This window comes from Streptomyces sp. SID12488 (genome assembly GCF_010548275.1).
Lineage (GTDB): Bacteria > Actinomycetota > Actinomycetes > Streptomycetales > Streptomycetaceae > Streptomyces.
Map to the genome: position 1 here is coordinate 1 of NZ_JAAGLT010000027.1, position 23,026 is coordinate 23,026.

The 23,026-nt window shown below is 70.9% G+C and carries 21 protein-coding genes and 1 pseudogene; 11 read left to right on the top strand and 11 right to left on the bottom strand.

Annotated features, from left to right (window positions below):
- Positions 1 to 242: 242 nt before the first annotated feature.
- The gene (locus G3I56_RS31760) at positions 243 to 1,199 is read right to left on the bottom strand and encodes a helix-turn-helix domain-containing protein (protein ID WP_164415035.1); all 957 of its coding nucleotides are present in this window, start codon (positions 1,197 to 1,199) and stop codon (positions 243 to 245) included.
- Positions 1,200 to 1,381: 182 nt separating this feature from the next.
- On the bottom strand, positions 1,382 to 1,873 hold the full coding sequence (locus G3I56_RS31765) for a CGNR zinc finger domain-containing protein (RefSeq protein ID WP_203691103.1): 492 nt from the start codon (positions 1,871 to 1,873) through the stop codon (positions 1,382 to 1,384).
- 64 nt (positions 1,874 to 1,937) lie between these two features.
- Between G3I56_RS31765 and G3I56_RS31770 the strand changes: the two genes are divergently transcribed.
- Positions 1,938 to 2,621: a hypothetical protein gene (locus G3I56_RS31770; protein WP_239135228.1), complete on the top strand. Its 684-nt coding sequence runs from the start codon at positions 1,938 to 1,940 to the stop codon at positions 2,619 to 2,621.
- Between the two features lie 22 nt (positions 2,622 to 2,643).
- On the opposite strand, the gene G3I56_RS31775 is transcribed toward G3I56_RS31770, so the two are convergent.
- Positions 2,644 to 3,717 (bottom strand): EamA family transporter, encoded by a 1,074-nt coding sequence (locus G3I56_RS31775; protein ID WP_164415039.1) that lies wholly within the window; start codon positions 3,715 to 3,717, stop codon positions 2,644 to 2,646.
- Positions 3,718 to 3,891: 174 nt separating this feature from the next.
- Entirely contained in the window at positions 3,892 to 4,137 is a 246-nt protein-coding gene (locus tag G3I56_RS31780) for a winged helix-turn-helix domain-containing protein (protein WP_203691105.1), read from the bottom strand.
- 162 nt (positions 4,138 to 4,299) lie between these two features.
- Between G3I56_RS31780 and G3I56_RS31785 the strand changes: the two genes are divergently transcribed.
- The 4 genes from G3I56_RS31785 to G3I56_RS31800 all read left to right on the top strand — a co-directional run bounded on the left by G3I56_RS31785 (position 4,300) and on the right by G3I56_RS31800 (position 5,962).
- Positions 4,300 to 4,611 carry a hypothetical protein gene (locus G3I56_RS31785; RefSeq protein WP_164415041.1) on the top strand — a complete coding sequence of 104 codons (312 nt, stop codon included), beginning with the start codon at positions 4,300 to 4,302 and terminating at the stop codon, positions 4,609 to 4,611.
- Positions 4,612 to 4,706: 95 nt separating this feature from the next.
- The gene (locus G3I56_RS31790) at positions 4,707 to 4,928 is read left to right on the top strand and encodes a hypothetical protein (RefSeq protein WP_239135235.1); all 222 of its coding nucleotides are present in this window, start codon (positions 4,707 to 4,709) and stop codon (positions 4,926 to 4,928) included.
- Between the two features lie 218 nt (positions 4,929 to 5,146).
- Complete coding sequence (locus G3I56_RS31795) at positions 5,147 to 5,716, top strand: CYTH domain-containing protein (RefSeq protein WP_164415043.1); 570 nt, start codon at positions 5,147 to 5,149, stop codon at positions 5,714 to 5,716.
- 21 nt (positions 5,717 to 5,737) lie between these two features.
- Positions 5,738 to 5,962, top strand: coding sequence for a hypothetical protein (locus G3I56_RS31800; protein ID WP_203691109.1), 225 nt, complete (start codon positions 5,738 to 5,740; stop codon positions 5,960 to 5,962).
- Between the two features lie 152 nt (positions 5,963 to 6,114).
- On the opposite strand, the gene G3I56_RS31805 is transcribed toward G3I56_RS31800, so the two are convergent.
- From G3I56_RS31805 to G3I56_RS31830, 6 genes are all read right to left on the bottom strand, one after another.
- On the bottom strand, positions 6,115 to 9,147 hold the full coding sequence (locus G3I56_RS31805; RefSeq protein WP_164415045.1) for a BTAD domain-containing putative transcriptional regulator: 3,033 nt from the start codon (positions 9,145 to 9,147) through the stop codon (positions 6,115 to 6,117).
- A 34-nt stretch (positions 9,148 to 9,181) separates the two neighbouring features.
- Positions 9,182 to 9,907 carry a siderophore-interacting protein gene (locus G3I56_RS31810; RefSeq protein WP_164415047.1) on the bottom strand — a complete coding sequence of 242 codons (726 nt, stop codon included), beginning with the start codon at positions 9,905 to 9,907 and terminating at the stop codon, positions 9,182 to 9,184.
- Between the two features lie 54 nt (positions 9,908 to 9,961).
- Complete coding sequence (locus tag G3I56_RS31815; RefSeq protein WP_164415049.1) at positions 9,962 to 11,191, bottom strand: LLM class flavin-dependent oxidoreductase; 1,230 nt, start codon at positions 11,189 to 11,191, stop codon at positions 9,962 to 9,964.
- Positions 11,192 to 11,217: 26 nt separating this feature from the next.
- Positions 11,218 to 11,631 (bottom strand): helix-turn-helix domain-containing protein, encoded by a 414-nt coding sequence (locus G3I56_RS31820; protein ID WP_164415051.1) that lies wholly within the window; start codon positions 11,629 to 11,631, stop codon positions 11,218 to 11,220.
- A 91-nt stretch (positions 11,632 to 11,722) separates the two neighbouring features.
- Entirely contained in the window at positions 11,723 to 13,255 is a 1,533-nt protein-coding gene (locus G3I56_RS31825) for an MFS transporter (protein WP_164415053.1), read from the bottom strand.
- Between the two features lie 396 nt (positions 13,256 to 13,651).
- Complete coding sequence (locus G3I56_RS31830) at positions 13,652 to 16,540, bottom strand: FAD-binding and (Fe-S)-binding domain-containing protein (protein ID WP_164415055.1); 2,889 nt, start codon at positions 16,538 to 16,540, stop codon at positions 13,652 to 13,654.
- Between the two features lie 268 nt (positions 16,541 to 16,808).
- On the opposite strand from G3I56_RS31830, the gene G3I56_RS31835 reads away from it, so the two are divergent.
- The 6 genes from G3I56_RS31835 to serC all read left to right on the top strand — a co-directional run bounded on the left by G3I56_RS31835 (position 16,809) and on the right by serC (position 22,809).
- The gene (locus G3I56_RS31835) at positions 16,809 to 18,815 is read left to right on the top strand and encodes an ATP-binding protein (protein WP_164415057.1); all 2,007 of its coding nucleotides are present in this window, start codon (positions 16,809 to 16,811) and stop codon (positions 18,813 to 18,815) included.
- Entirely contained in the window at positions 18,812 to 19,267 is a 456-nt protein-coding gene (locus G3I56_RS31840) for a roadblock/LC7 domain-containing protein (RefSeq protein ID WP_164415058.1), read from the top strand. The genes G3I56_RS31835 and G3I56_RS31840 overlap by 4 nt, the downstream gene beginning before the upstream one ends.
- Positions 19,264 to 19,659, top strand: coding sequence for a DUF742 domain-containing protein (locus tag G3I56_RS31845; RefSeq protein ID WP_164415060.1), 396 nt, complete (start codon positions 19,264 to 19,266; stop codon positions 19,657 to 19,659). The genes G3I56_RS31840 and G3I56_RS31845 overlap by 4 nt, the downstream gene beginning before the upstream one ends.
- 43 nt (positions 19,660 to 19,702) lie before the next feature.
- The gene (locus G3I56_RS31850) at positions 19,703 to 20,317 is read left to right on the top strand and encodes an ATP/GTP-binding protein (RefSeq protein ID WP_164415258.1); all 615 of its coding nucleotides are present in this window, start codon (positions 19,703 to 19,705) and stop codon (positions 20,315 to 20,317) included.
- Positions 20,314 to 21,522: a cytochrome P450 gene (locus tag G3I56_RS31855; protein ID WP_164415062.1), complete on the top strand. Its 1,209-nt coding sequence runs from the start codon at positions 20,314 to 20,316 to the stop codon at positions 21,520 to 21,522. The genes G3I56_RS31850 and G3I56_RS31855 overlap by 4 nt, the downstream gene beginning before the upstream one ends.
- Positions 21,523 to 21,690: 168 nt before the next feature.
- Positions 21,691 to 22,809, top strand: coding sequence for a phosphoserine transaminase (serC, locus tag G3I56_RS31860; protein WP_164415065.1), 1,119 nt, complete (start codon positions 21,691 to 21,693; stop codon positions 22,807 to 22,809).
- A gap of 63 nt (positions 22,810 to 22,872) precedes the next feature.
- Here the strand turns inward: serC and G3I56_RS44240 are convergent.
- Positions 22,873 to 23,014 (bottom strand): annotated as a pseudogene (locus G3I56_RS44240) (VOC family protein); the annotation flags it as partial.
- Positions 23,015 to 23,026: the final 12 nt, after the last annotated feature.

Below are 23,026 nucleotides of genomic sequence, written 5' to 3' on the forward strand. Positions count from 1 at the left end.
CAGGCCCTGCTGGCCCTCGCACGCCGACGCCTCAACGTCCTGTGGGCGATGATCCGTGACGGAGAGTGCTTTCACGCTTCACCTCCCGTCACGGGAGCGGCTTGACAACACGATTGGGAAGTCCCTTCCCTTCCCCACCAGGCTCGCCCGCGGCCGATGCCGCTGACAGTGGCGGGATCGCCATGGTTCGAAAGGATCCCGCCACGACCGCCACGACCCGCCACGCGGTGCCGGGCGGCGGGCTACTCGCCCCGGGTGAAGGTGCGCCGGTACTCGCTCGGGGTGGTGCCAAGGACGCGCTGGAAGTGCAGGCGCAGGTTCGCGCCGGTGCCGAGTCCGATGTCGGCGGCGATCTGTTCGACGCTCCGCTGCGAGCGTTCGAGCAGTTCGCGGGCCAGGTCGATACGGGCGCGCATCACCCACTGCATCGGCGTGCAGCCGGTCTCCTCGACGAAGCGCCGGGAGAACGTACGCGGTGAGACCCCCGCCTGCCGCGCGAGTATGTCGAGGGTGAGGGGGCCGCCGAGCCGGTGCAGCGCCCACTCGCGGGTGGCGGCGAACCGCTCGCCGAGCGGCTCGGGGACGCTGCGCGGCACGTACTGGGCCTGGCCGCCGCTGCGGTAGGGGGCCGCGACCAGACGCCGGGCCGCGTGGTTGGACGCGGCCACTCCGAGTTCGCCGCGCAGGATGTGCAGGCACAGGTCGATGCCGGAGGCTGCGCCGGCCGAGGTGAGCACGCTGCCCTCGTCGACGAACAGCACGTTCTCGTCGACCTGGACGAGCGGATGCCGGGCCACGAGCGCCCGCGTGTAGTGCCAGTGCGTCGTGGCGCGCCTGCCGTCGAGCAGGCCCGTGGCGGCGAGCGCGAAGGCACCCGTCGAGATGGCGGCGAGTCGCGCGCCCCGGTCGTGGGCGGCGATCAGTGCGTCGACGACGGCCTGCGGCGGGTCGTCACGGTCCGGGAACCGGTAGCCGGGGACGAAGACGATGTCAGCCCACGCGAGCGCGTCTAGGCCGTGGTCGACGTGGTAGGCGAGCCCGTCGCCGCCGGTGACGAGCCCGGGTCCAGCCCCGCACATCCGCACCTCGTACGGCATGCTCGCGCGGGTCGTGAAAACCTGCGCGGGAATCCCGACATCGAGCGGCTTCGCCCCCTCGAGCACAAGGACGGCGACGCGATGCAGGCGGGGCGCGGGCACAGGGAGAGGTTACGTGGGGCGGGACTGAGCATCGGACCGTAGGCGGCGGAGACCCCGGCGCCAACGATCACTCGTCGGCAGCAGGACAAGCCCCCTGAGCCACCTCAGCTTCCTGAGGCCCATCCGGCCCTCCCTGCAGATGCCCACGCGTTCAGCAGGGCCGCCGAACGCGCTGCGGTCGCTCACTCACTTTTCGCCGCCCGGGCGCGATGGGCCGCGACTGTCGTCCGGCTCGCGCACGCGTTGGAGCAGAACCGGCGAGTCCGGTTCCGTGACTGGTCGGAGAAGTAGTTTCCGCATCCGGCCGCGGCGCACCGCCCCAGTGTCACCGCCGGATCCCCGGCCGCGACCAGGGCGAGCTTGGCGGCGATCAGCTGACCGGCCCAGCGTTCGGCCGGAGTGCCGTTGCGGCTGAAGTGGACGTGCCAGCCGCCGAGGCCGTCGTGGTCGGACAGATGCATTTCCGGCGGATAGTCGTGCAGCAGGCGGTGTACGGCGTCGGGGGCGGCGCCGTCGACCGACTGCGCCAGGGCCGTGCGCACGAGGTCCGGCAGCTCGCCGTAGTCGCCGCCCGGCGGCGGAGTGATCTCGTGCTCCGCGAAGAACGCGGCGACCAGTTCGCCGTGCTCGTCGAGGGTCCCGGTGTTGGCCAGCTCGACGGCCAACCGCGTCACGTTCCCAATGTAGTCACCGTATTGCACTTGACCACCTACATAGCCGCTTCCTAATGTAGGCGTCATGCTATCCGATGACACCTACGTAGCCCGCCGCCTGCTGCTGCTCGGGGAGTGGGGCACCGCACTCGCCGTCCTGGGCCCGGATGCCGAGCCCGAACTGCGCGCGGAGATCGCCGTCGACCGCTGGTCCTTCCGGATCGAGGGTCACGAGGAGGCCGAGAAGGCGGTCGCGGCGCTCGATCCCGCCTCGCCGACCGCGCACCTGCTCACGGCGCGACTGGCCTACAGCCGCCTGCTGTTCCGGCGCGACCCCCGCCCCGACGACCGCGCCGTGGCCGAGGCCGGCTACCGCGCGGCAGCCGAGAGCGGCGACGACAAGCTGCGCGGCTGGGCCGAGTTCCACTGGGCCGTCCTGCTGGACAACATCGACGAGGACCCGGCCGGCGCCCTCCCGCACTACGAGACAGCTCTCGAGATCGCGACGAAGTCCGGCGACGGCCACCTCGAGTCGTACGTCATCCGGCACCTCGCACCGCGCAAGGAGCCCGCCGAGCGGATCGCGATGCTGCGCCGCTCTCTCCACCTGCGCGCCGCGCTCGGCGCCCGGCCCCAGACAGTCGCCGCGCAGGCCCTCCTCGCCGACAACCTCCCCGAGAACGACCCCGAGCGCGCCGAGCTCATACGGACCTTCCGCCCGGGCGCGGAGGAACTGCGCATCGGCTGGCTCCTGCCCGAGGCATCCTGAGCCGACGCGGCACGGCACACTCCTATGCCTCCAACTCCAGCGGCTTCCTGGGCACTTGAGCCGACCGAGCAGACTCCTCGACAACAACGACCGGCTCCTTCTTCCGGCCTACCTGAGTCCGTACCGCCCCCATGCTCGCCACGATGACGAGGGAGATCGCGAGGGCCTCGGGGGCGGAAAGGGCCTGGTCGAGGATCAGGAAACCGGCGGTCGCGGCGACGGCGGGCTCCAGGCTCATCAGGATCGCGAAGGTGGAGGAGGGCAGGCGCCGCAGGGCAAGAAGTTCGAGGGTGTACGGCAGCACGGAGGACAGGACGCCCACTGCCGCACCCAGCGCCACGGTGGCCGGGTCGAGCAGCTTCCCGCCCGACTCGACGATGCCCAACGGCAGAAACGCCGCCGCGGCGACCACCATGGCCAGCGCCAGCCCGTCGGCCTGCGGGAACCTTCGTCCCGTACGGGAACTGAGGACGATGTACACCGCCCACAGGACACCGGCACCAAGGGCGCAGGCGACCCCTACGGGATCAAGGGTGCCGAAGCCGCCGCCACCGAGCAGGAAAACCCCGGCGAGGGCGAGACCGGCCCAGGCGAGATTAATGGCTCGCCTGGAGGCGATCACGGACAGCACGAGCGGCCCGAGCACCTCCAGCGTGACGGCGGGACCGAGCGGAATCCGTCCGATGGCCTGGTAGAACAGGCCGTTCATGGCGGCCATGGTCACGCCGAACAGGACGACCACTCCCCAGTCGCCCCGCGAGTACCCGCGCACCTTGGGACGGCACACCAACAGCATGATCACGGCGGCGGCAACCAGCCGCAGCGTCACGATCCCGAAGGCCCCGGCCCTGGGCAGCAAGGTCACGGCGAGCGCCCCGCCGAACTGCACGGATATCCCCCCGGACAGCACGAGCCCAACGGCCCCCAGGGCCCCCCACCCCTTGCGCGCTCCCCGGTGCCGCCCCCGAGAGCCCCCGGGGGTGGGCACGATGAGAGCGGGCAGGTTGGCGGAGGGCAGCGCAACGTCACCCGCACCGGCGGTCACGACCGGTCCCGCCACGGCGGCCCACGGGGGCAGACGCTCAGCACTGGGCATCTTCACAGGGCCTTCCCACGATTTACGCGCGATCTCCGTACAATGAGATGCACTCTACCGTCCAGAGTAATGGACCGGGAAGGGCGCGCGAACCCAGGGCTCCTGAGGCGCCCCAGCCTTTGCTCCGGCAGCCCTGAAGTCGTTGATCAAGCTCGTGGGTCACTCGGCGGACGTCTACTCCGAGGGCTTAGCGGGCCGCTCGGCGACAAAGGAGCCGAGGCCCGGTTCGGTGTAGATGAGCCCCTCCGCACGCAAACCCTTGTGCACCTTCTGCGCGGTCACAGCGGCGATGCCGAACTCCGCGGTGATCTCCACAACGGACGGGATGCGAGTCCGCGGCGGGTACGTGCCGTCCTCGATACGGCGGCGGATCACCTCGGCCACCTGGCGCCAGCGGGGGATGTCGGCAGCAAATTCCATCACCGCACCACCATGCGCAGACCGCCGTATTCTGCGCGATTCACAGTCTACCGCTCATACAGCAGTAGACCGCAGTAGGGTGTAGCTTTGAAAGACCCCGGCGACGGATTGCGCCCGTCCCGGGGCATGGGCACCAGCCAAATCCGAACGGAGCTGATGACAGTGACCGACCTTATCGGCCGCTTCGCCGCCTGGGTGAGTCTCCTGCTCACCCCACGCGGCACGCACCGCCGAACCCGCCCGGCCTTCCTCTTCGCGCCCGCAGGTGCAACCCCAGCCCGAACCACACTCCCCACCCACCGCAGCCCGTACGGCCTGGACGCCGATGCCCCTCTCGACGGCACCGCCACCAGGTCCGTACGCCCGTACCTCACCGCCCACGAACAACGGCTGCGGCGAAGGGAGTTGGCGATGGCCACCCTGGGCCTGGACATGCCCGGCCCGTACTGGATCCACGGGATGGAGGTCGCCTGATGCGAGCGGAACCGGAGTCGACGAGCGCCAACCCTGAACTACCGCACGGGCCGCGCCTGTTGCCCTGGACCGGCCAGGAAGGCAAGCCCTGATACCTGATCACCGACGACCGCGGAGGCCCCGTGTCCCGCCTGGCCGACGCGACGGAATCCATCCAACTCGGCATGGGCACCGAACTCCTCGCCCACGCCCGCGAACTACTCCCGAACACTCCGCGCGGCGAACTCCGCTTCCTCGCCGAGCGGTTGACGGAAGCCCTGCGTGATGCGCTTCGCGTGGCCGAGAGCCGTGGGCAGCGGTTGAACCTGTTGAACTGAACGCTACGAGAGGAAGAGGGAGTTGAGGTGAGGAGTCCACGGCTGTCCAGGCTTCTCACCTCGAACTCAGAATCTGACAAGCACGGTTGATCACCGCCCGCGCAGCGGCGCCGTACGGACTGTGCCTGCGCAGCGCGGACTTCCTGCGGTCCATCGGGCCCTTGGCCACCCCACCAGGCATGGCCCGCCCTCACCAACCACTTCCGAGAGAAGGCCCCATGAAGCACGAGTACGAGGCGAAGTTCCTGGCCATTGACGCCGCCGGCCTTCAGGCCAAGCTGACGACTCTCGGCGCTGTCCAGGCATTCCCCCGCACCCTCCTCACCCGCACCATCTTCGAGAACAGCCTCCTCGACGACGGGGCGTGGCTCCGGCTGCGCGACGAGGGCACCCGCTCGACGCTCACGCTCAAGCAGGTCACCGATGCCACGACGATCGACGGCACCACGGAGATCGAGACCGAGGTCGCCGACCTGCACGCCATGGCCGACATCCTGCGCCGGGTCGGCTGCGTCGAGGTCCGCCACCAGGAGAACTACCGCGAGGAGTGGCGCCTGGGAGAGGTCGCCTTCGACTTCGACACCTGGCCCGGCCTCCCCACCTTCCTGGAGATCGAGGGGCCCGACGAGGCATCGGTCCGCCAGGCCGCCGTACTCCTGGACCTCGACTACTCCGAGGCCCGCTTCGGCAGCGTCGACGGCATCTACAAGAGCGAGGTCGACCGCGACATCCTCGCCGAGCACACTCTCCTGTTCTCGCGCGCCGGGAGGCAGGCGGACCCCTCCTAGACAGCCGAGGGGTTCTCGTGGATGCGCTTCCTGTCAGAAGCGGCCGTCCGCGAGTTCCTCGTCGAGTTCGTCGAGACCGCGCGGGCAGCCGTCGACCTGGACAACGTGAGCCTGCTCGCCCCTGTGATCGCCGTGTGGAAGTCCACCGCCCTCATCCACGCCGACAAAAATCTTCACCGTGAGCTCACCCGCCCGGCCAGTGAGGACTTCGGCCCGGTCGAGTCGCAGAAGGTCCCCTCCGAGTGAGTCTGATGACGCCTACCAGGCGTGGAAGCCGATGAGAACCGACCCAAGCCCCGCCATACAGACGGAACGCCACCACCAGCTCAAGCGCCTGCGCCTGACTGGCGGCAGGCCGACCCGGGCCCCCGCGCGCACAACGGCGAAGCACAACTCCCCTACCTCTGAAGCTGCTTGAGCAGCCTGCGGGTGCTGGGTGAGGGTGTTGCGTCGATCCGGGCCAGTGCTGTCTCGCAGCGCTGGAACGCCGTGAGGACTCCGTCGTCGTCGCCCAGGGCGTTCGCCGCGCGCATCCGTACACGCCAGGCCACCTCGCGGAGCGGGTCGATCGTGGTTGCCTGTTCGCACAGGCGGACGGCGTCGCCGTACTGGTGCAGTCGCAGGGCGAGGTCGGCCGCCGAGGAGAGCGCGTCGGCGGCACGGCGGGACAGTACCCGGCGCCGTTCCTCGGCCCACTGCGAGGTGCGGTCCGGCAGGTAGTCGCCCTCGTTTCGGGCGAGGAGCGCCTCGACTGCCGACAGTCTTGCCCGACCGGTCAGCCGGTGGGCGGCAGCGAGGTCGGCTTCCATCCGCAGCGACTGGCACCCCTGCGCCACCTCCTCGGCGAGGCACAGCCTGTTCTGTTCGACCGTGAGGCGCAGTTGTGGCGGCAGGGCCAGGTTCAGCTGGTGGACGGCCTGACGCAGGTAGGCGCGGGTGGACCGGTCGTCGCGTGCGAACAGCGCCTCCAGGACCCGGGGGCGGTCGGCGGTGAGGCCGGGTCTGCTGCTCAGGTAGGAGAGCAGCTCCAGGCTCTTGCTGATGCGCAGGCGGGCCTCGACGCCGTCGACGAGAAGGGTGTGCCGTCCGAACTCCATGACCCTCACGGCCGGAGTCCGCTCCATGACCTGGATGGTCGCTCCCTGGGCGGCGAGCGCCCGGCCGATCGCGTGCCAGCGGGTGTCCGTTTCGGCCTCTGCGTCGATGCGGCGCGAGACGACGGCCGGGAACTCGGCGAGAACCTGGAGCAGAACGTGGTGGGAACCCTGACGGCCCGACACCTCAAGGGCCAGGTCTGCGGCCCGGTCTGCCTCGTCCTCGTGGCCGGCGCGCCACTCCGCCTCCGCCAAAAGCACCGCTGCGATGGGCAGTTCCAGGAAGAGACCGCCAGCCTTCATGAGCGAGACGGCCTCGCGCAGGCAACCGAGCGCGTCGGCGTCCGCGCTGCCGCCGCGCAGCAGGAGCCAGCCTCGCCAGGCACAGGCTTTGGCGCTGAGCTGCACCGCGTGTTCGATGAGCGGGTCGTTGTCCAGGCCGTCGAGCAGCGCCATGGACACCGTGGGGTCGCGGCGGTCGAGAATCCTGAGTCTGACCAGCCCTTCCGTGAAGCCGAGGTACCAGATGTGCGCCCCGGCGTGGCGGGCGAGCCTGCGGCCTTCCTCCAGGGCCGTGATCGCCTCGTCGGGGCGCCCGGCGTCCAGCAGGAGTTCCGGCACGACCGCGTGCAGGCTCATGGAGTTGGAGAGCGAGTCGCGGGTCCGTTCGTACAGCTCCAGGGCCCGGCGGGTGTGGCCCTGCGCGCGGAGCGCCGCGATCTGCCACGGGGTGGCCAGGGACGTCCCCCAGTGCGATTCCAGGGAGATGTCGAGGTCGCCGAGGTGCCCGAACCAGTACTTCGCGAACAGCACACACGCGTCGAACGGCCCGCCGGTCAGCTCCGGTGGTGTGTCGATGCGGTACGAGGGATACATGGTGCCCAGTGAGTAACGTACGGCGGCCACCTCCGCGCCGGGGCCTGCCAGCCGGAGGATCTCGTCCACGTCCCCGGGGCGGCCGCACTGGGCGTAGCAGTAGATCATCAGCGCCGCCGCCCGTTCCGATGCCCGGGCGACCTCGTCGCGGGTAGCGGCCCGGTTGAGCGCGTCTGCGATGGCCACGCCTCCGCGGTAGTCGTCCCGGGCCCAGGCGAGCATGAGGCGTGCCGTGGTCAGTTCGTGGGGTTCGCGGTCGGCCGGTCCGAACGCCTCCAGCCACCGCTCGGCGACGGGGAGGTCGAGCCGCTCGATCACCCGTCGGATGACCCGCGCCCCGCAGACGCGCGCCTCGGCGGCCTCTCCGGCCTGCAGCAGGACCTCGGTGGCCTCCTCGTCGTGGCCCTCGTCGGCCAGCAGCCGGCCGTGAGCGAGGCGGATCCGGCGCAGCTCCTCGTCGTCGCGCCGGCCGAGCTGTTCCAGCAGGAACTCCCGCAGCCGCGGGTGGCAGCGCATCGTGCGCCCGTCCCGGGACCAGACGACGGGCAACCGGACCGAGCGCAGCGACTGCATCCGTCTCGCCGACGCGTCAAGGCCGAGAGCCCGCGCCCGCTCGGCCGTCACCTCGTCGAGGATCGCTGCCGTGACGAGGAACTCTCGGTCCACGTCGGGCAGTTCGGCGAGGATCCGGGAGGAGATGTAACCGTGCAGAGGGTCGGCCTCACCTCCGACGACCGCGGTGTGCTCCTCGGAGCGCCAGGCTTCGAACAGCACGCCGGTGACCCAGCCGCCCGTCGCCGACACAGCCTCCGCCGGGTCGATCGTGGCGTTGTCGCCCAGCCGCAGGGCGTCGGCGGCCTCCTCGACGGTGAAGGCGAGGTCCTCCTCGCGGAGGGCGGCCACCGAGGTCGGGTCGAGTTGCCGGTGCACGGCCGACGGGATGTCCCGCCGGCTGACGAGGACCGCGCGGACCGTGCGCGGAAGGTAGTGCAGGAAGGAGCCGAGCGCCTCCCAGCCTTCTCCCGACACCCCCAGCCGTTCCAGGTTGTCAAGCACCAGCACCAGCGTGTGTCCCCGCAGGGACTCGGCGAGGAGCCCGGCGGACTCCGTGTGCTGGATGCCCGCGCGCAGTGCTCGGGTCGCCACCTGGTGTGCGGCGGGTGCGTGCTGTGCGAGCGCGTCTTCGAGGTAGGCGAGCAGACGTCCCGGCCGGGCGTCGGTCGCGTCGACCGACAGCCACGCCACCGGGTGGGGCAGGCGGGCCGTCGCCTGGCTGATCGCGGTGGTCTTGCCGGCGCCCGCGGTCGCCAGTACGAGCACCACCTGACGTCGCTCGATCAGTGCGCCGAGAGCTGTCTCGATCCTCGGCCGTGACACCAGGCGCTCGGGCACGTCCGGAACGGAGATCTTGTGCTGGATCAGACCTGCGGTGTGCGGCACCGTCTGTCCGGGGTCGTCCATGGCCACCTCAACCGGGGGAACTTGCCGGATGATCTCACAGGCCCACTTTCCCCGTCGCCCAGTACGGCTGCGTGTAGATGGCGGACCGGTGCAGGTCATACCGGGTACGGACCAGGTTCCGCGCCTGCTGGATGGTCTGCCCGTGCCCGGAGAGGTAGGCGTGCGTGACCTTCTCCGGTGGCGCCTCGGCCAGCCAGGACAACAGCGCCTCCCCCGGCTGCGGGCTCTGCGCGACGACCTGCACGCCGGGCAGCAGATCCCGTACGAGAGGCACGTCCCGTGCGGGCACTTCGACAACACCGCGCACCCGGGCCCGGTCGCCCAGCCAGTGGATCATCGAGGACCACAGGCCCACCGTGGTGGCGTCGCCGCACACGAGTGTGGTCCCCGGTTCGGCCCGTGCCCGGAAGCCCCGTGTCGCTTCCAGCCCCATCACGGAGACGGTGTCGCCGACCGCGAGACCGTCCAGCCACGCGTCTCCCGGCGAGGGCGGGCCGGGAATCACGGCACTGTGCCGGTAGAAGAGGACGGACATGCGTCCCGTGGTGGTATCGACCGCGTCCGGTGTGTAGCGCCGGAACTCGGTCGGCGAGACCAGGAACGTGGTCACCTGGCACGGTGCCCAGTCACGCCCCTTCAGGCGCTCGCCGGAGAGATGGACCCGCCGGAACGACGGCGACAGGTCCTCTGTTCCGGTCACCGTGCACGGCATTCCACGGACCTCGATCATCCGGGCGAAGGGCGCGGGCAGGCTGGGCATCGGTCACTCCTCAGGTAGCGGATTCTCGTGCGGCCGAGCAACCGAGAAGGCCGATCAGCGGAACGTCGGCATGATCTGCTCGGCGTAGGTCTTGAGTTGCTCGCGCTGGATGTCCGGCGCGTCGACACCGGGCAGCGCCTGCGCCCAGTACTCCCAGACGAACCAGTCCAACTGGCCGCCGCCGTAGACGGTTTGTACGTCCTTCAGCTGTTCCCGGACCTGGTCCGCCGTGCCGCAGAGGAGGCGGCCCGCCGCGTGCATACGGAGGGTGAGTGCCCGCGCGTCGTCCAGGCACAGTGGGCGGTGGGGGTCATCGGCGGTACGGAGGTTCTCGTTGCGGCCGAAGGCCTGGAAGCAGTCCTGGTACCAGTAGCCCGAGGTCTGGACGGCGAGGTCGAACGCCTCCTCGAACGTGTCGCCGAGGAAGAGCTTCGCGACGATGCCCGTTCCCTCGCCGAGCCGCAGGTCGCGGCCGTCGGCGCGGGCGGTGTCGCGGTACAGCTCGGTGATCGAGCGCACCTTCTCCCGGCTGCTGGCAGCGAGCAGCAAAGTCCGTCCGTTGCGGGCGGCGCCGATCACGGTCTGCGGCGAAGCGGTGGTGGGGACGAAGACCGTCGGCCTGTGCACAGGCTTGGGCACCACCCCGATCCGGTTCACGGTGCCGTCCTTCTCGGCCCCGTCCGGGCCGCCGTAGGCGCGGGTCCGGTCGGCCGGCGGCCGGTCGGCGACACCGAAGGCCGGGTAGGGCACCTGATAGTGCTCGCCGTTGTGCTGGAAGGAGTCCTCGGTCCAGGCCCGCTCGACGATCGACAGGTACTCGTCGAAGATCTCCCGGTTACGGGCGTCGGAATCGGGGTGGCCGGAGACGATGGTGTCGTCCTGGGTCAGGGTCTGCATCCAGCGCGTCCGGTAGCCGCGGGCGAAGGCGACACCGAGCCTGCCGGGGAACATGTGGGTGAACATCGCGAGGTCCTCGGCGACGCGCAGGGGGTTGTGGGCGGGGAGCACGATGGACATCGGGGCGAACATGATCTGCCTGGTCTGCGCCGCGAGTTTCGCGTACAGCAGCAGGCTGTTGGGCATGTTCTCGCCGCCCTCGGTCCGGAAATGGTGTTCGGCGCTGCCGAAACCGTCCAGGCCGAACGCGTCGGCCCAGCGGGCGATGTCCTCGTAGTTGCGCAGCATGGACTGAAAGGCATGGATGTCCCGGCCGATCGGGCGCCCCGAGCGTCGTTCCGAGGGCGTCACGGGGATGGCGCTGCTGCACCGGACCAGTGTTTTCACGGTGGCTCCTTCTGGACCGCGGCCCGTTACGAGTGCGGGCCGAGCTGCCCGGCCGCTGTCGGCGAGTCCCTCGCCGGGAGGTGGTCCTGGGCCCACACGGTCAGGGCGGCCAGGGGGATGAGGAAGGCGTTGCCGTGGGGAGCCAGGGCGTACCGGCTGTGGGGCGGCGGTCCGGGGCGGGCGGTCCGGGTGACGAGGTCGACGGTGGTCAAGTGCCGGAGGCGGTCGGCGAGCGTGTCGTCGCTGATGCCGGGGACTCGCTCCCGCACCTGGGCGAAGCCGGCCGGGCCCTTGGCCAGGGCCGCGATGATCAGGCCGTTCCATGGTTCACCGAGGAGAGCGAAGGCTCGGATGAGGGCCGGGTCGGGCTGGGCCTGCTGTGAGGGTTCGAACCGGGGGTCCGGCTGCGAGCGCTGCGGGGTGGTCTGGGGGGTGGTCATGATGTGTGTCCGCTCCGGTACGGCGGAGGCATCGCGGTGTGACGCCTCCGCCGTACGTCGTCATGGTCGTGTTCAGGACAGGAGCGTGAGGTCAGCCGATGTGGACGGGCACGGCGCCCTCAGTGTGTTGCTGCCTGCCCGCGTTGACGGCGAGGAACATGACCGCCAGGCCGCCCAGGAACATAGCGCCCGAGGCGACGAAGGCCATGGTGTAGCCGTGGGTCAGCGCGTCGCCCGCCTTCGCGACCAGGGGGAAGTCCTTGGTGGCCAGGCCCCTGAAGAAGGCGGAGGCCGCCTCGGGCAGTTTGTCGTTCGCGGCGGTCGTGGAGATCGTCGACAGGACGGCGAGCCCGAGTGCGCCGCCGATCTGCTGGGCGGTGTTGAGCAGTGCCGATGCCATGCCGGTGTCCTGGTGGTCGACGCCGCTGACCGCGCCGAGCGTCATCGGGACGAAGCTCATGCCGAGCCCGAGCGCGGTGACGAACATCGCCGGCATCAGATGTCCGGCATACGAGGAGTCGGGATCGAGGGTGGCGAACCAGAACATGCCGCCCGCGGCGACCAGCAGGCCCGGTCCGGCGATCAGGCGGGGCGCCAGGTGGGTGATCAACTTGGAGCTGATACCCGCGGCGGCACCCATTCCGACGCTGAAGGGAAGAAAGGCGAAGCCCGTCCTGACGGCGCTGTAGCCGAGGATCAGCTGCATGTAGAGCGTCAGGAAGTAGAACATGGCGAACATGCCCGACCCGACGAACAGCATTGTGGCGTAACTGCCGGAGCGGTTGCGGTCCTTGAACAGCCTCAGCGGCATCATCGGGTCCGCGGCGCGCCACTGGACGGCCAGGAACACCGTCAGCAGCACGGCGGCCGTCGCGAAGGACGCCAGGGTCAGGCCGCCCGTCCAGCCGTGCTCGCCGCCGCGCGTGATGCCGTACACGAGGGCGATCAGGCCGCCGGTGCCTGTGATGGCACCGGGGACGTCCAGGCTGCCGGGGTGGCGCTCCGCCTCGACGAGGCTCCTGGTGCCGGCGAGGACGGCCAGGCCGATGGGGATGTTGATGAAGAACACCCAGCGCCAGTCGAGCCCGTCGGTCAGTACGCCACCCAGCAGCAGGCCGACCGTGGCGCCGACGCCGCCCATCGCCGCGTACACGCCCATGGCGGTGTTGCGTGACTTGCCGGCGGGGAAGGTGGTGGTGATCAGGGCCAGCGCGTTGGGCGCGGCGAGGGCGGCGCCGATGCCCTGGAGGATGCGGGCACCGATCAACAGGCCTTCGTCCGGGGCGAGTCCGCCCAGCAGGGAGGCGAGCGTGAAGACGGCGATACCTGCCTGGAACAGGCGCCGCCGGCCGAAGAGGTCACCGGCTTTGCCGCCGAGCAGCATCAGTCCGCCGAAGGCCAGCGCGTAGGAGTTGACGATCCACGCCAGGTTCGCGTCGGTGACACTCAGGTCGGTCTGGATGGCGGGCAGGGCGATGTTGGTGATCGTGGCGTCGAGGATCACCATCAGCTGGGCCGCGGCGATCACGAAGAGCGCCAGGCCGAGGTGCCGGCCGCCCGGGGAAGCCCCGGGCGCATCGGTACCCGGCTGCCCGGGGGTCGTGGTGGTGCTGTCGGCAGACAAGGGGGAACTCCAAAGGGTGTGGCGAGGGATGCGGAAAAGTAATTCACCCGGACAGGGAAAACCAGGGATGTCAAATTTAGTTACGGCCCGGATGAGGGGTGCACAGAGTGGATAGCACTTTGTCAAGTGCTATTTCTTCTGAGCCGTCCGAGGGCATTGCGATGCGCGGTCGAGTCTCGACGCAGAAAGCCGACCCTAGCACCCGAATTTCACTGCCTGCGGCGGAATTCCGTTGCACATAACGCTGACCGGGTTGTCAAATCAGGAATCCTTTTCCCAGAATTCGACAGGTGAGATCTGCTTTCTCCGTCATCGCCAGATCGTGCCAGCGGGGCGTTAGCAATGGAGAAACCAGTACGTCGTGCACTCGGCCGGTGGAGAGGACGGCAACCTTCTTCAGCCGAGTCCCACTGCCGCCTCGTCCCCCTCCAGCCCCTCCGCCAGCCCTTCCGCCAGCACCTCCGCCAGATGCCGCCCCCGCACCCCGCCCAGTTGCTGGAGCTGCGTCCGGCACGAGAACCCGTCCGCCAGCACCACCGTCCCCTCGCCCGCCTCCCTTACCGCCGGCAGCAGCCGCTCCTCCGCGCAGGCCACCGACACCTCGAAATGGCCCTTCTCGAAGCCGAAGTTGCCGGCCAGACCGCAGCAGCCACCCGCCAGTTCACCCGTCAGGCCGACGGACTCCCGCAACCGCCTGTCCGCCGCGTCGCCCAGTACCGCGTGCTGGTGGCAGTGGGTCTGGCCGGTCGCCGGGCGGTCCACGCGGGGCGGGGTCCAGTCGGGGGCGTGGTGTTCCAGGGTCTCCGCGAAGGTGAGGACCGCGTCCGCGAGGCGCCGCGCGCGTGGGTCGTCGTGCAGCAGCTCCGGGAGGTCGGCGCGGAGGGCTGCCGCGCAGCTCGGTTCGAGGACCACCACCGGGGTGCCCGCGTCCAGCACCGGTTCCATGGCGTCGAGCGTGCGGCGCAACACCGCTCGGGCCCGGTCCAGTTGGCCGGTCGAGACATACGTCAGGCCGCAGCAGACCTGGGCGCGGGCGCGGATGCGGGTCCGTACGGTCGGCGGCAACGTCACCTCCAGGCCCGCCGCCTCCAGTACGCGCACGGCCGCCCGTCCCACCGACGGCGTCAAGTGCTCCGTGAAGGTGTCGGGCCAGAGGACGACCGGCGGACGCCCCCCGTTGGCAGGCGCAGTCGCAGGCGCAGCCGATGCCCGCCTCCCCCACCACCGGCTGAACGTCTCCCTCGCCAGCGCCGGGATCTCCCGCTCGGGCGCGATTCCGCCCAGCCGTTTCACCAGTGCCGCCAACGCACGTACCGAGGCAAGGGAGTTGAGCACGCGCGCCGTGCGTGTGCGGGCGACGGCCCCCAGCCACACCGGCAACCGTCCCATCGCGTAGTGCGCCGCCGGGCGCAGTCGGCCGGCCCAGTGGTGGTGGAGGAACTCCGCCTTGTACGTGGCCATGTCGACCTCGACCGGGCAGTCCGAGCGGCAGCCCTTGCAGGACAGGCACAGGTCCAGCGCGTCGCGGACCTCCGTCGAGTGCCAGCCGTCGGTGATCACCTCGCCCGCGAGCATCTCGTGCAGCAGCCGGGCCCGCCCGCGCGTGGAGTGCGCCTCCTCGCCCGTCACCCGGAAGGACGGGCACATCACGTCCGAGCCCCCGGAACCCCCCTTGCCGGCCGCCGGCGTGCGGCACTTGGCCACGCCCACGCATCTGCTCACCGCCGCCCCGAAGTTCCCGGCGTCCGCCGGGTAGCCGAAGGCCACGTCCACCGGCTCGCGGGGCAGGACCGCGAAGCGGAGGTTCTCGTCCAGCCGGGCGGGGCGGACCAGCATGCCGGGGTTCAGGAGGTCGTCCGGGTCCCAGAGGGCCTTCACGCGCTCGAAGAGGGCGATCACCTCGGGGCCGTACATCTTCGGGAGGAGTTCCGCGCGGGCCTGGCCGTCGCCGTGTTCGCCCGAGAGCGAGCCACCGTGGGACACCACCAGCTCCGCCAAGTCCTCCGAGAAGCTGCGGAAGCGGGCCACGCCCGGTGCCGTCAGCAGGTCGAAGTCGATGCGTACGTGGATGCAGCCGTCGCCGAAGTGGCCGTACGGCGTGCCGCGCAGCCCGTGGTCGCGCAACAGTCCCCTGAAGTCCCGCAGGTATGCGCCCAGTCGGAGCGGCGGTACCGCGCAGTCCTCCCAGCCGGGCCAGGCCTCCGTGCCGTCGGGCATCCTCGTCGCCGTGCCGCTCGCGTCCTCCCGGATGCGCCACAGGGCGCGTCGACCGGCCGGGTCGGACACCACGAGGGCGTTCGTGACGTCCGCCGCCCGCACGATCGCGTCCGCACGCGCGCGTGCCTCCGCCGGGCTCGCGCCGCCCGTCTCCACGAACAGCCAGGCGCCGCCCCGGGGTAGGTCCGTGGTGGTGCGGACCAGGTCGGCGGCCATGCCCTCGACCGTCAGCGGACCGTACGGCAACAGGCCCGCCGCCGCCTCCGCCGCCGCGCTCTCGTCCGCGTACGCCAGCACGGCCAGCGCACGCGCGCGTGGGGCCTCGACCAGACGGACGACCGCCTCCGTGACGATCCCCAGGGTGCCTTCCGAGCCGCAGAAGGAGCGGGCGACGTCCGCGCCCTTCTCCGGCAGCAGTGCGTCCAGCGCGTACCCCGAGATACGGCGCGGGAGGTCCGGGAAGCCGGTGCGCAGACGGGCCAGGTCAGCCTCCGCAAGCTGTCGCAGGCCGTCCGGGGCGCCCGCCCAGTCCCGGCCCAGGCGGAGCCGGTCGCCGCGCGCGCGGATCACCGTCAGCTCGCGCACACTGTCCGCGGTCGTGCCCCAGGCGACGGAGTGCGCCCCGCAGGAGTTGTTGCCGATCATGCCGCCGAGCGTGCAGCGGCCGTGCGTCGACGGATCGGGGCCGAAAAGCAGGCCGTGCGGGGCCGCGGCCTCCTGAAGACGGTCGAGAACGAGCCCTGGCTGAACAACAGCCGTCTGTTCCTCGTGGTTCAGGGTGAGGAGGTGGTTCATATGCCGCGTGAAGTCCAGAACAACCCCGGTGCCCGTCGCCTGGCCCGCGATCGACGTGCCCCCGCCGCGCGCCACGACCGGGACACCGTGCGCCCCGCAGACGGCGAGGACCGCCGCCACGTCGTCCGCGTCGCGCGGGGCGACCACACCCAGCGGGACGCGCCGGTAGTTCGACGCGTCCATGGTGGTCAGCGCCCGGGACGTGGCGTCGAAACCGACCTCGCCCCGGACGGCCCCCCGCAGTTCCGCCTCCAGCGGCCGAAGATCCGTCATGCCCCCAGCATGCATCCCGCCACTGACAGTGACCGTCGGGGCGGCTCGGCAAACGTGGCCGGTTTGTGGGGACCGAGCCGAAACACCGCCAATTTGATCACTAACTCCCCTATAGTTACGTCGAGTTGAGCACCATTAGTCACATCTCGCTCACAAACCGATTGCACAGGCACCGCGCAGGGCCCCGTGGGCCAGGCGGCAACAGCACCGAAGACCCAGCCGAGGAACCGCCCCAGGAACGACCGAGGAACCGACCGAGGACCCCTTCATGACCGCGCCCCGCCAGCCCGGCGAACGCCTCGCCTACCGTGCCCTCCTGCCCGCCCCGCTGCTCACCGCCGTACTCGCCGCCGCCGCGGTGGCCGGCGGGGTCGCCCGGGCGCCGGACGAGGCGCGCGTCCCGCTCACCCTGGGCGGGGCGGTCGCCGCGCTGCTGCTGTGCGTGGCCGTCACCGTGGCCGTCCACGGCGTCAGGTCCGCCCGTCTGTCGGGCCGGCGGCTCGCGACCGTCACCGACGACGCCGGCCGACTGCTGCACGACCGGGCTCTCCTCACCGAGGAGCTGAACCAGATACGGGCCGGAACGGCCGCCGATCTCGACCGGGAACGCGCGCGCGTGTCCGCCGATCTCGCCCGCGAGCGCTCCCGACTCAACGATGCCTCCGTCCAGGAGTTCAGCCGCCTCCAGCAGGAGAAGGCCTACGAGATCACCCAGCTCACCGAGGACAACGCCCGTCTGACCGAAGAGCTGCGCCGGGCCAGGCAGGAGCGGGCGGCGGCCCTCGCGGCCACCGCCAACGTGGCCGGCCGGATGCAGGCGCTGGCCACCAGCACCCTGGCCGACCTGCGTGCCATGGAGGACCGGCACACGGACGAGGACGTCGTCGCCGACCTCCTCCACCTCGACCACCGCACCGCCCAGGCGGGCCGCCTCGCCGACTCGATCGCCGTCCTCTCGGGCGCCCGTTCGGGCCGGCGCTGGGCCCGCCCGATCGTCATGGAGTCGATCCTGCGCGGCGCCATGGGCCGCATCGGCGGGTACCAACGCGTGCGCGTGCACTCCGCCAGCGCCGCCGCCGTCGCCGGACACGCCGCCGAGGGTGTCATGCACGCGCTGGCCGAACTCCTCGACAACGCCGCGAACTTCTCGCCGCCGACCGCCGAGGTCCACGTGTACGTCGAGGAGGTCCCCGCCGGGGTCATCGTCTCCGTGGAGGACAGCGGCCTGGTCATGAGCGACGTGCAGCTGCACCGCGCCGAACGGGCCGTCTCCGGGGACGACGGAAAGAGCGACGTCAAGGGCAACGACGCCAAGGGCAACGGGAGGAACTCCGAAGGCGTGGGGCTCGGCGGCCTCACCGGCACCCGCCTCGGCCTCACCGTCGTCGGACGGCTCGCCCGCAAGTACGGCCTCAAGGTCTCCTTCCGCCCCTCGGCACGCGGCGGCACCGGCGTCCTGGTGCTCATCCCGCAGGACATCCTGGCCGGGAGCACGGTGACGGCGGAGCCGCTGCCCATGCCGATACCGCCACCTCCGGCACAGCCCGTGCCGGAGGCCCCCGCGGCCCCGGCGCCCACACCCGGCGAACCCTGGGAAGCCCCGTCCTGGGAACAGGACCAGGAACAGGAACAGCACCCGCAGGTGTCGTACGCACAAAAGGGCCACGTGGAATGGCCGTACCCGGAGGAGCCGTACGCGGACACGCCCTCCGCGCAGGAGCAGCAGTACGCGGAGCAACCGTACGTAGACCAGTCCTACGCGGAGCAGTCGTACCCGGAGCAGTCGTACCCGGAGCAGTCGTACCCGGAGCAGTCGTACTCAGCAGCCCGCGCCGCCATCGGTGACCTGGACCCGGACCCCGTACCGACCCACGAGTCCCCCGGCCACGCGCCGGAGCCCCCGGAGAGCCACACCTCGGAGGTGCCCCCCGGCGAGCTGCCGCAGCGGCGCCGGGGCCGTACGCTCGCCGAGGCCGAGCGCGCCCGAGGAGGCGCGGGGGCCGACGAGTCGAGGTTCTCGATCCCCCTCGCGCCGCCCGACCCCGACGACACACGCGAGCGTGTGGCCCGTTTCGGGACCTTCCGGCAGGCCGTGCGCGGCACCGTGCCCGATCAGGCGGCCCTCCAGGGCAGCGCCGGCCCGGAGCCGGCACCCGCCCCCGCACCCTCCGCCGTCCCCGCGCAGGCCCCCGTACCCGCGGCGGAAGCCGCCGCCTCACCGCCCGCCACCTCACCCCCCACCACCTCCCACCCGGAAGGCGACCCCACCCCATGACCGGCATTGGCCTCGGCCCCGGACCGACGACCGCCGACGACAAGCTGACCTGGCTCATCGAGGGCCTGCTCGAGCGCACCCCGGGAGCACGGCACGCGCTCGTGCTCTCCCGGGACGGCCTGAAGCTGTGCCGTACGCCGGAGCTGTCCGTCGACCAGGCGGACCAGCTCGCCGCGATCGCCGCCGGCATCCAGTCGCTGTCGCACGGCGCGTCCGTGGAGTTCGGGGACGGCAGCGGAGGGGTGCGTACCGCGATGACCGAGTTCTACGGCGGGGTGCTGTTCATCGTCGAGGCCGGCCAGGGCGCGCACCTCGCCGTCGTCACCGCCGAGGACGCGGACACCGGGCTCGTCGGCCACAACATGAGCGAACTCGTCGAGCAGCTCGGGGAGTACCTGCGCGCCCAGCCCCGAACCGTCCAACCGCGAACAGTCCAGCCCCGTACGGCATGAATGGACCGGGGGGACAGTCGGGGGCACGACCGGCGGGACAACCGGGGAACCGTCCGGGAAGGGACGATTCCCCGGACCGGCTCTACACCCTCACCGGAGGACGCAGCCGCACCGCGCCCGACAACCCGTTCGACCTGGTGACGCTGGTCGTCGCCGAGTGCGATCCGGCGCCGGGGATGCAGTCCGAGCACGCGGCGATCCTGCGGCTCGCGGAGCGTCCCACGGCGGTGGTGGAGGTCGCCGCCGTGCTGCGCCTGCCGGTGGGCATCACCAAGGTCCTGCTCGCAGACCTCCTCGCCGCGGGCCGCGTCAGCGCCCGCCATCCGCGCCGGACCGCCATCACCGACCCCGACATCCTGGAGCAGGTGCTCGTTGGACTCCGTAACCTCTGACCCGGCCGAAGGCGCCGACCCCGAGGCCGACCCACGGCCACCCCTGCGCGCCTCCGCCGACAACGGACTGAAGATCGTGGTCGTCGGCGGCTTCGGCGCCGGCAAGACGACGCTCGTCCGTTCGGTCAGCGAGATACGTCCGCTCAGTACCGAGGAGACGATGACGCGGGCCGGCGAGGCCGTCGACGACGTCAGCGCGGTGCGCGACAAGAAGGCCACGACCGTCGCCTTCGACTTCGGCCGCATCACGCTCGACGCCCACAACGTGCTGTACCTGTTCGGCGCGCCGGGCCAGGAACGCTTCTGGTTCCTCTGGGACCGGCTGTTCGGCGGCGCGCTGGGCGCAGTCGTCCTCGTCGACACCCGCCGCCTCGACGACTCCTGGTACGCCATCGACCGCCTCGAACGGCACGGCACACCGTTCGTCGTGGCCCGCAACGACTTCGGCGGCCCCGACTTCGCCCCGCAGGCCGTCCGTGACGCGCTCGACCTCGACCCCGACGTGCCCCTCATACACTGCGACGCGCGCGCACGGAGTTCGAGCAAGCGGGTGCTGATCGCACTCGTGGAACACGCGAAGAGCCGCAACCGGCGTTCACAGCTCTCACATTCGTACGATGCCCAAGTGCCCGCCCCTTACGAGGAGTTGCCCCGGTGACCGCCGCCCATGTCCCCCTCAACGGTTCCCGGCTGCGGACCGAACCCGACCGGCTGTACCGGGAGATGCGGCGCGACCACGGTCCGGTGGCACCGGTGCTGCTCGACGGGGACGTACCCGCGTGGCTGGTCCTCGGCTACCGCGAACTGCATCAGGTCACCGGCGATTCCGTGCTGTTCAGCCGGGACTCGGAGTTGTGGAACCAATGGGAGAGGATCCCCGCCGACTGGCCGCACCTGCCGATGATCGGCCGCGGGCAGCCCTCGATCCTCTACACCGTCGGCGAACGCCACCGCGAGCGCGCCGCGATGATCGGCAACGCGCTGGAGGAGGCCGATCCGGTCGAACTGCGGTCGTACACCGAGAAGTTCGCGGACGAGCTGATCGACACGATCTGCGCCCGGGGCGAGGCGGACCTCGTCAAGGAGTACGCGATGCTGCTGCCGGTACGCGTCATGGCCCGCCTCTTCGGGTTCGCCGACGAGGACGGGCCGACCCTGGTCTCCGCGGCGCTCGCCATGACCGACGGCCTGGAGACCGGCATGGCGGGCCAGCAGCACCTGATCGAGTCGATGGGCCGGCTGCTGGCCGCCCGCAGGCTGCGGCCCTCGGACGACGTGGTCTCGCGGATGCTCGCGAACCCGTACGGCTTCACGGACGAGGAGGTCGCCCACGACCTGATGATCATGATCGCGACGGGGAACGACCCGACCGCCGACTGGATGGGCAACTCGCTGCGCCTGATGCTCACGGACGAGCGGTTCGCGGCCTCCCTCTTCGGTGGCCGCAGCAGTGTCGCCGAGGCGATGAACGAGGTTCTGTGGGAGGACGCGCCCGTACAGACCATGCCGGGCCGCTGGGCGTCCCGCGACACCCGGCTGGGCGACCGGCACATCCGTACGGGCGACCTGCTCCTCCTCGGCCTCCAGGCCGCCAACTCCGACCCCCAGGTCCGCACCGACGGCTCCGCCCTCACCGGCGGCAACAACGCCCACTTCTCCTTCGGACACGGCGAACACCGTTGCCCGTTCCCGGCGCAGGAGGTCGCGGAGGTCATCGCGAGAACAGGCATCGAGGTCGTCCTGGACCGCCTCCCGGACATCGACCTGGCAGTCCCGGCCGAAACTCTGACCCGCCGGGCGTCCCCGTGGCTACGGGGCCTGACGGAACTCCCGGTCCGCTTCACACCAACGCTGAGGGGCTAATTTCAGCCCGTCCGGCGTTTGAGGACGAGCGCCTTCAGCCCGAAAGGGGGGTCTGGGGGCACAGCCCCCAGAGACGGGCGCCCCCAACCCCCCGCCAAACCCGCGGAGCGCGTCTCACCGGACGGACCACGTTTCGTCCACGTTTCCCAAAACGGCTACGCTCCCCCCGTGGCTGAGATCCAGATTCCCGCTGACATCAAGCCCGCCGACGGACGTTTCGGCGCGGGCCCCTCCAAAGTGCGGACGGAAGCGCTGGACGCGCTGGCCGCCACCGGTAGCTCCCTCCTCGGTACCTCCCACCGCCAGGCCCCGGTCAAGAACCTGGTCGGCAAGGTGCGCGAGGGCATCTCCTCCCTGCTCCAGCTCCCCGACGGCTACGAGGTGATCCTCGGCAACGGCGGCTCCACCGCGTTCTGGGACGTCGCGACGCACGGCCTGATCGAGAACAAGTCGCAGCACCTCACCTTCGGTGAGTTCAGCTCGAAGTTCGCGAAGGCCGCCAAGCTCGCCCCCTGGCTCGCCGACCCGACCGTCCTCTCCTCGGACCCGGGCACCCACCCGGACCCGGCGGCCGAGGCGGGCGTGGACGTCTACGCCTTCACCCACAACGAGACGTCCACCGGTGTCGCCGCTCCCATCAAGCGCGTACCGGGTGCCGACGAGGGCTCCCTCGTCCTCGTGGACGCCACGTCCGGCGCCGGCGGTCTGCCCGTGGACATCACCGAGACCGACGTCTACTACTTCGCCCCGCAGAAGTCCTTCGCGGCGGACGGCGGCCTCTGGCTCGCCGCGTTCTCCCCGGCCGCGATCGAGCGCGCCGAGCGCATCCACGCGAGCGGACGCCACGTACCGGAGTTCTTCTCGCTCCCCACGGCGATCGACAACTCGCGCAAGAACCAGACGTACAACACCCCGGCCCTCTCCACCCTGTTCCTCCTCAACGAGCAGCTGGAGTGGATCAACGGCCAGGGCGGCCTGGACTGGGCGGTCCGCCGCACCGCCACCTCGGCCCGCACGCTGTACGGCTGGGCCGAGGACGTGAAGTACGCGAACCCGTTCGTCACCGACCCGGCCAAGCGCTCGGCGGTCATCGGCACGATCGACTTCACGGACGAGGTCGACGCCGCCGCGGTCGCCAAGGTCCTGCGTGCCAACGGCATCGTCGACACCGAGCCCTACCGCAAACTCGGCCGCAACCAGCTCCGCGTGGCGATGTTCCCGGCGATCGACCCGACGGACGTCGAGGCCCTGACGAAGTGCATCGACTACGTGATCGAGAAGCTGTAACCACGCACAAACTGCGGTTGAGGGCCGCACTCCACAGTGGAGTGCGGCCCTCGGCGCATCCGCCTACAAGGCCCAGCCGCCGTACGGCACGGTGATGAGTTCCATGGTGGCCCGCCGGGTTCATGAAGTACACGCCGTGGCCACCGTCGTTGCGGTTGATCGTGCCGGGCTGCTGCCGGTGGGGATCGGCATGGTGCTCGATGCCGGCAACGACGTC

Coding starts and splice junctions, on each gene's coding strand:
- G3I56_RS31770 (WP_239135228.1), top strand. CDS start 1,938: ATGCTATCCGATGACACCTACGTAGCCCGCCGCCTGCTGCTGCTCGGG.
- G3I56_RS31775 (WP_164415039.1), bottom strand. CDS start 3,717: ATGCCCAGTGCTGAGCGTCTGCCCCCGTGGGCCGCCGTGGCGGGACCG.
- G3I56_RS31780 (WP_203691105.1), bottom strand. CDS start 4,137: ATGGAATTTGCTGCCGACATCCCCCGCTGGCGCCAGGTGGCCGAGGTG.
- G3I56_RS31795 (WP_164415043.1), top strand. CDS start 5,147: ATGAAGCACGAGTACGAGGCGAAGTTCCTGGCCATTGACGCCGCCGGC.
- G3I56_RS31800 (WP_203691109.1), top strand. CDS start 5,738: ATGCGCTTCCTGTCAGAAGCGGCCGTCCGCGAGTTCCTCGTCGAGTTC.
- G3I56_RS31805 (WP_164415045.1), bottom strand. CDS start 9,147: ATGGACGACCCCGGACAGACGGTGCCGCACACCGCAGGTCTGATCCAG.
- G3I56_RS31810 (WP_164415047.1), bottom strand. CDS start 9,907: ATGCCCAGCCTGCCCGCGCCCTTCGCCCGGATGATCGAGGTCCGTGGA.
- G3I56_RS31820 (WP_164415051.1), bottom strand. CDS start 11,631: ATGACCACCCCCCAGACCACCCCGCAGCGCTCGCAGCCGGACCCCCGG.
- G3I56_RS31830 (WP_164415055.1), bottom strand. CDS start 16,540: ATGACGGATCTTCGGCCGCTGGAGGCGGAACTGCGGGGGGCCGTCCGG.
- G3I56_RS31835 (WP_164415057.1), top strand. CDS start 16,809: ATGACCGCGCCCCGCCAGCCCGGCGAACGCCTCGCCTACCGTGCCCTC.
- G3I56_RS31840 (WP_164415058.1), top strand. CDS start 18,812: ATGACCGGCATTGGCCTCGGCCCCGGACCGACGACCGCCGACGACAAG.
- G3I56_RS31845 (WP_164415060.1), top strand. CDS start 19,264: ATGAATGGACCGGGGGGACAGTCGGGGGCACGACCGGCGGGACAACCG.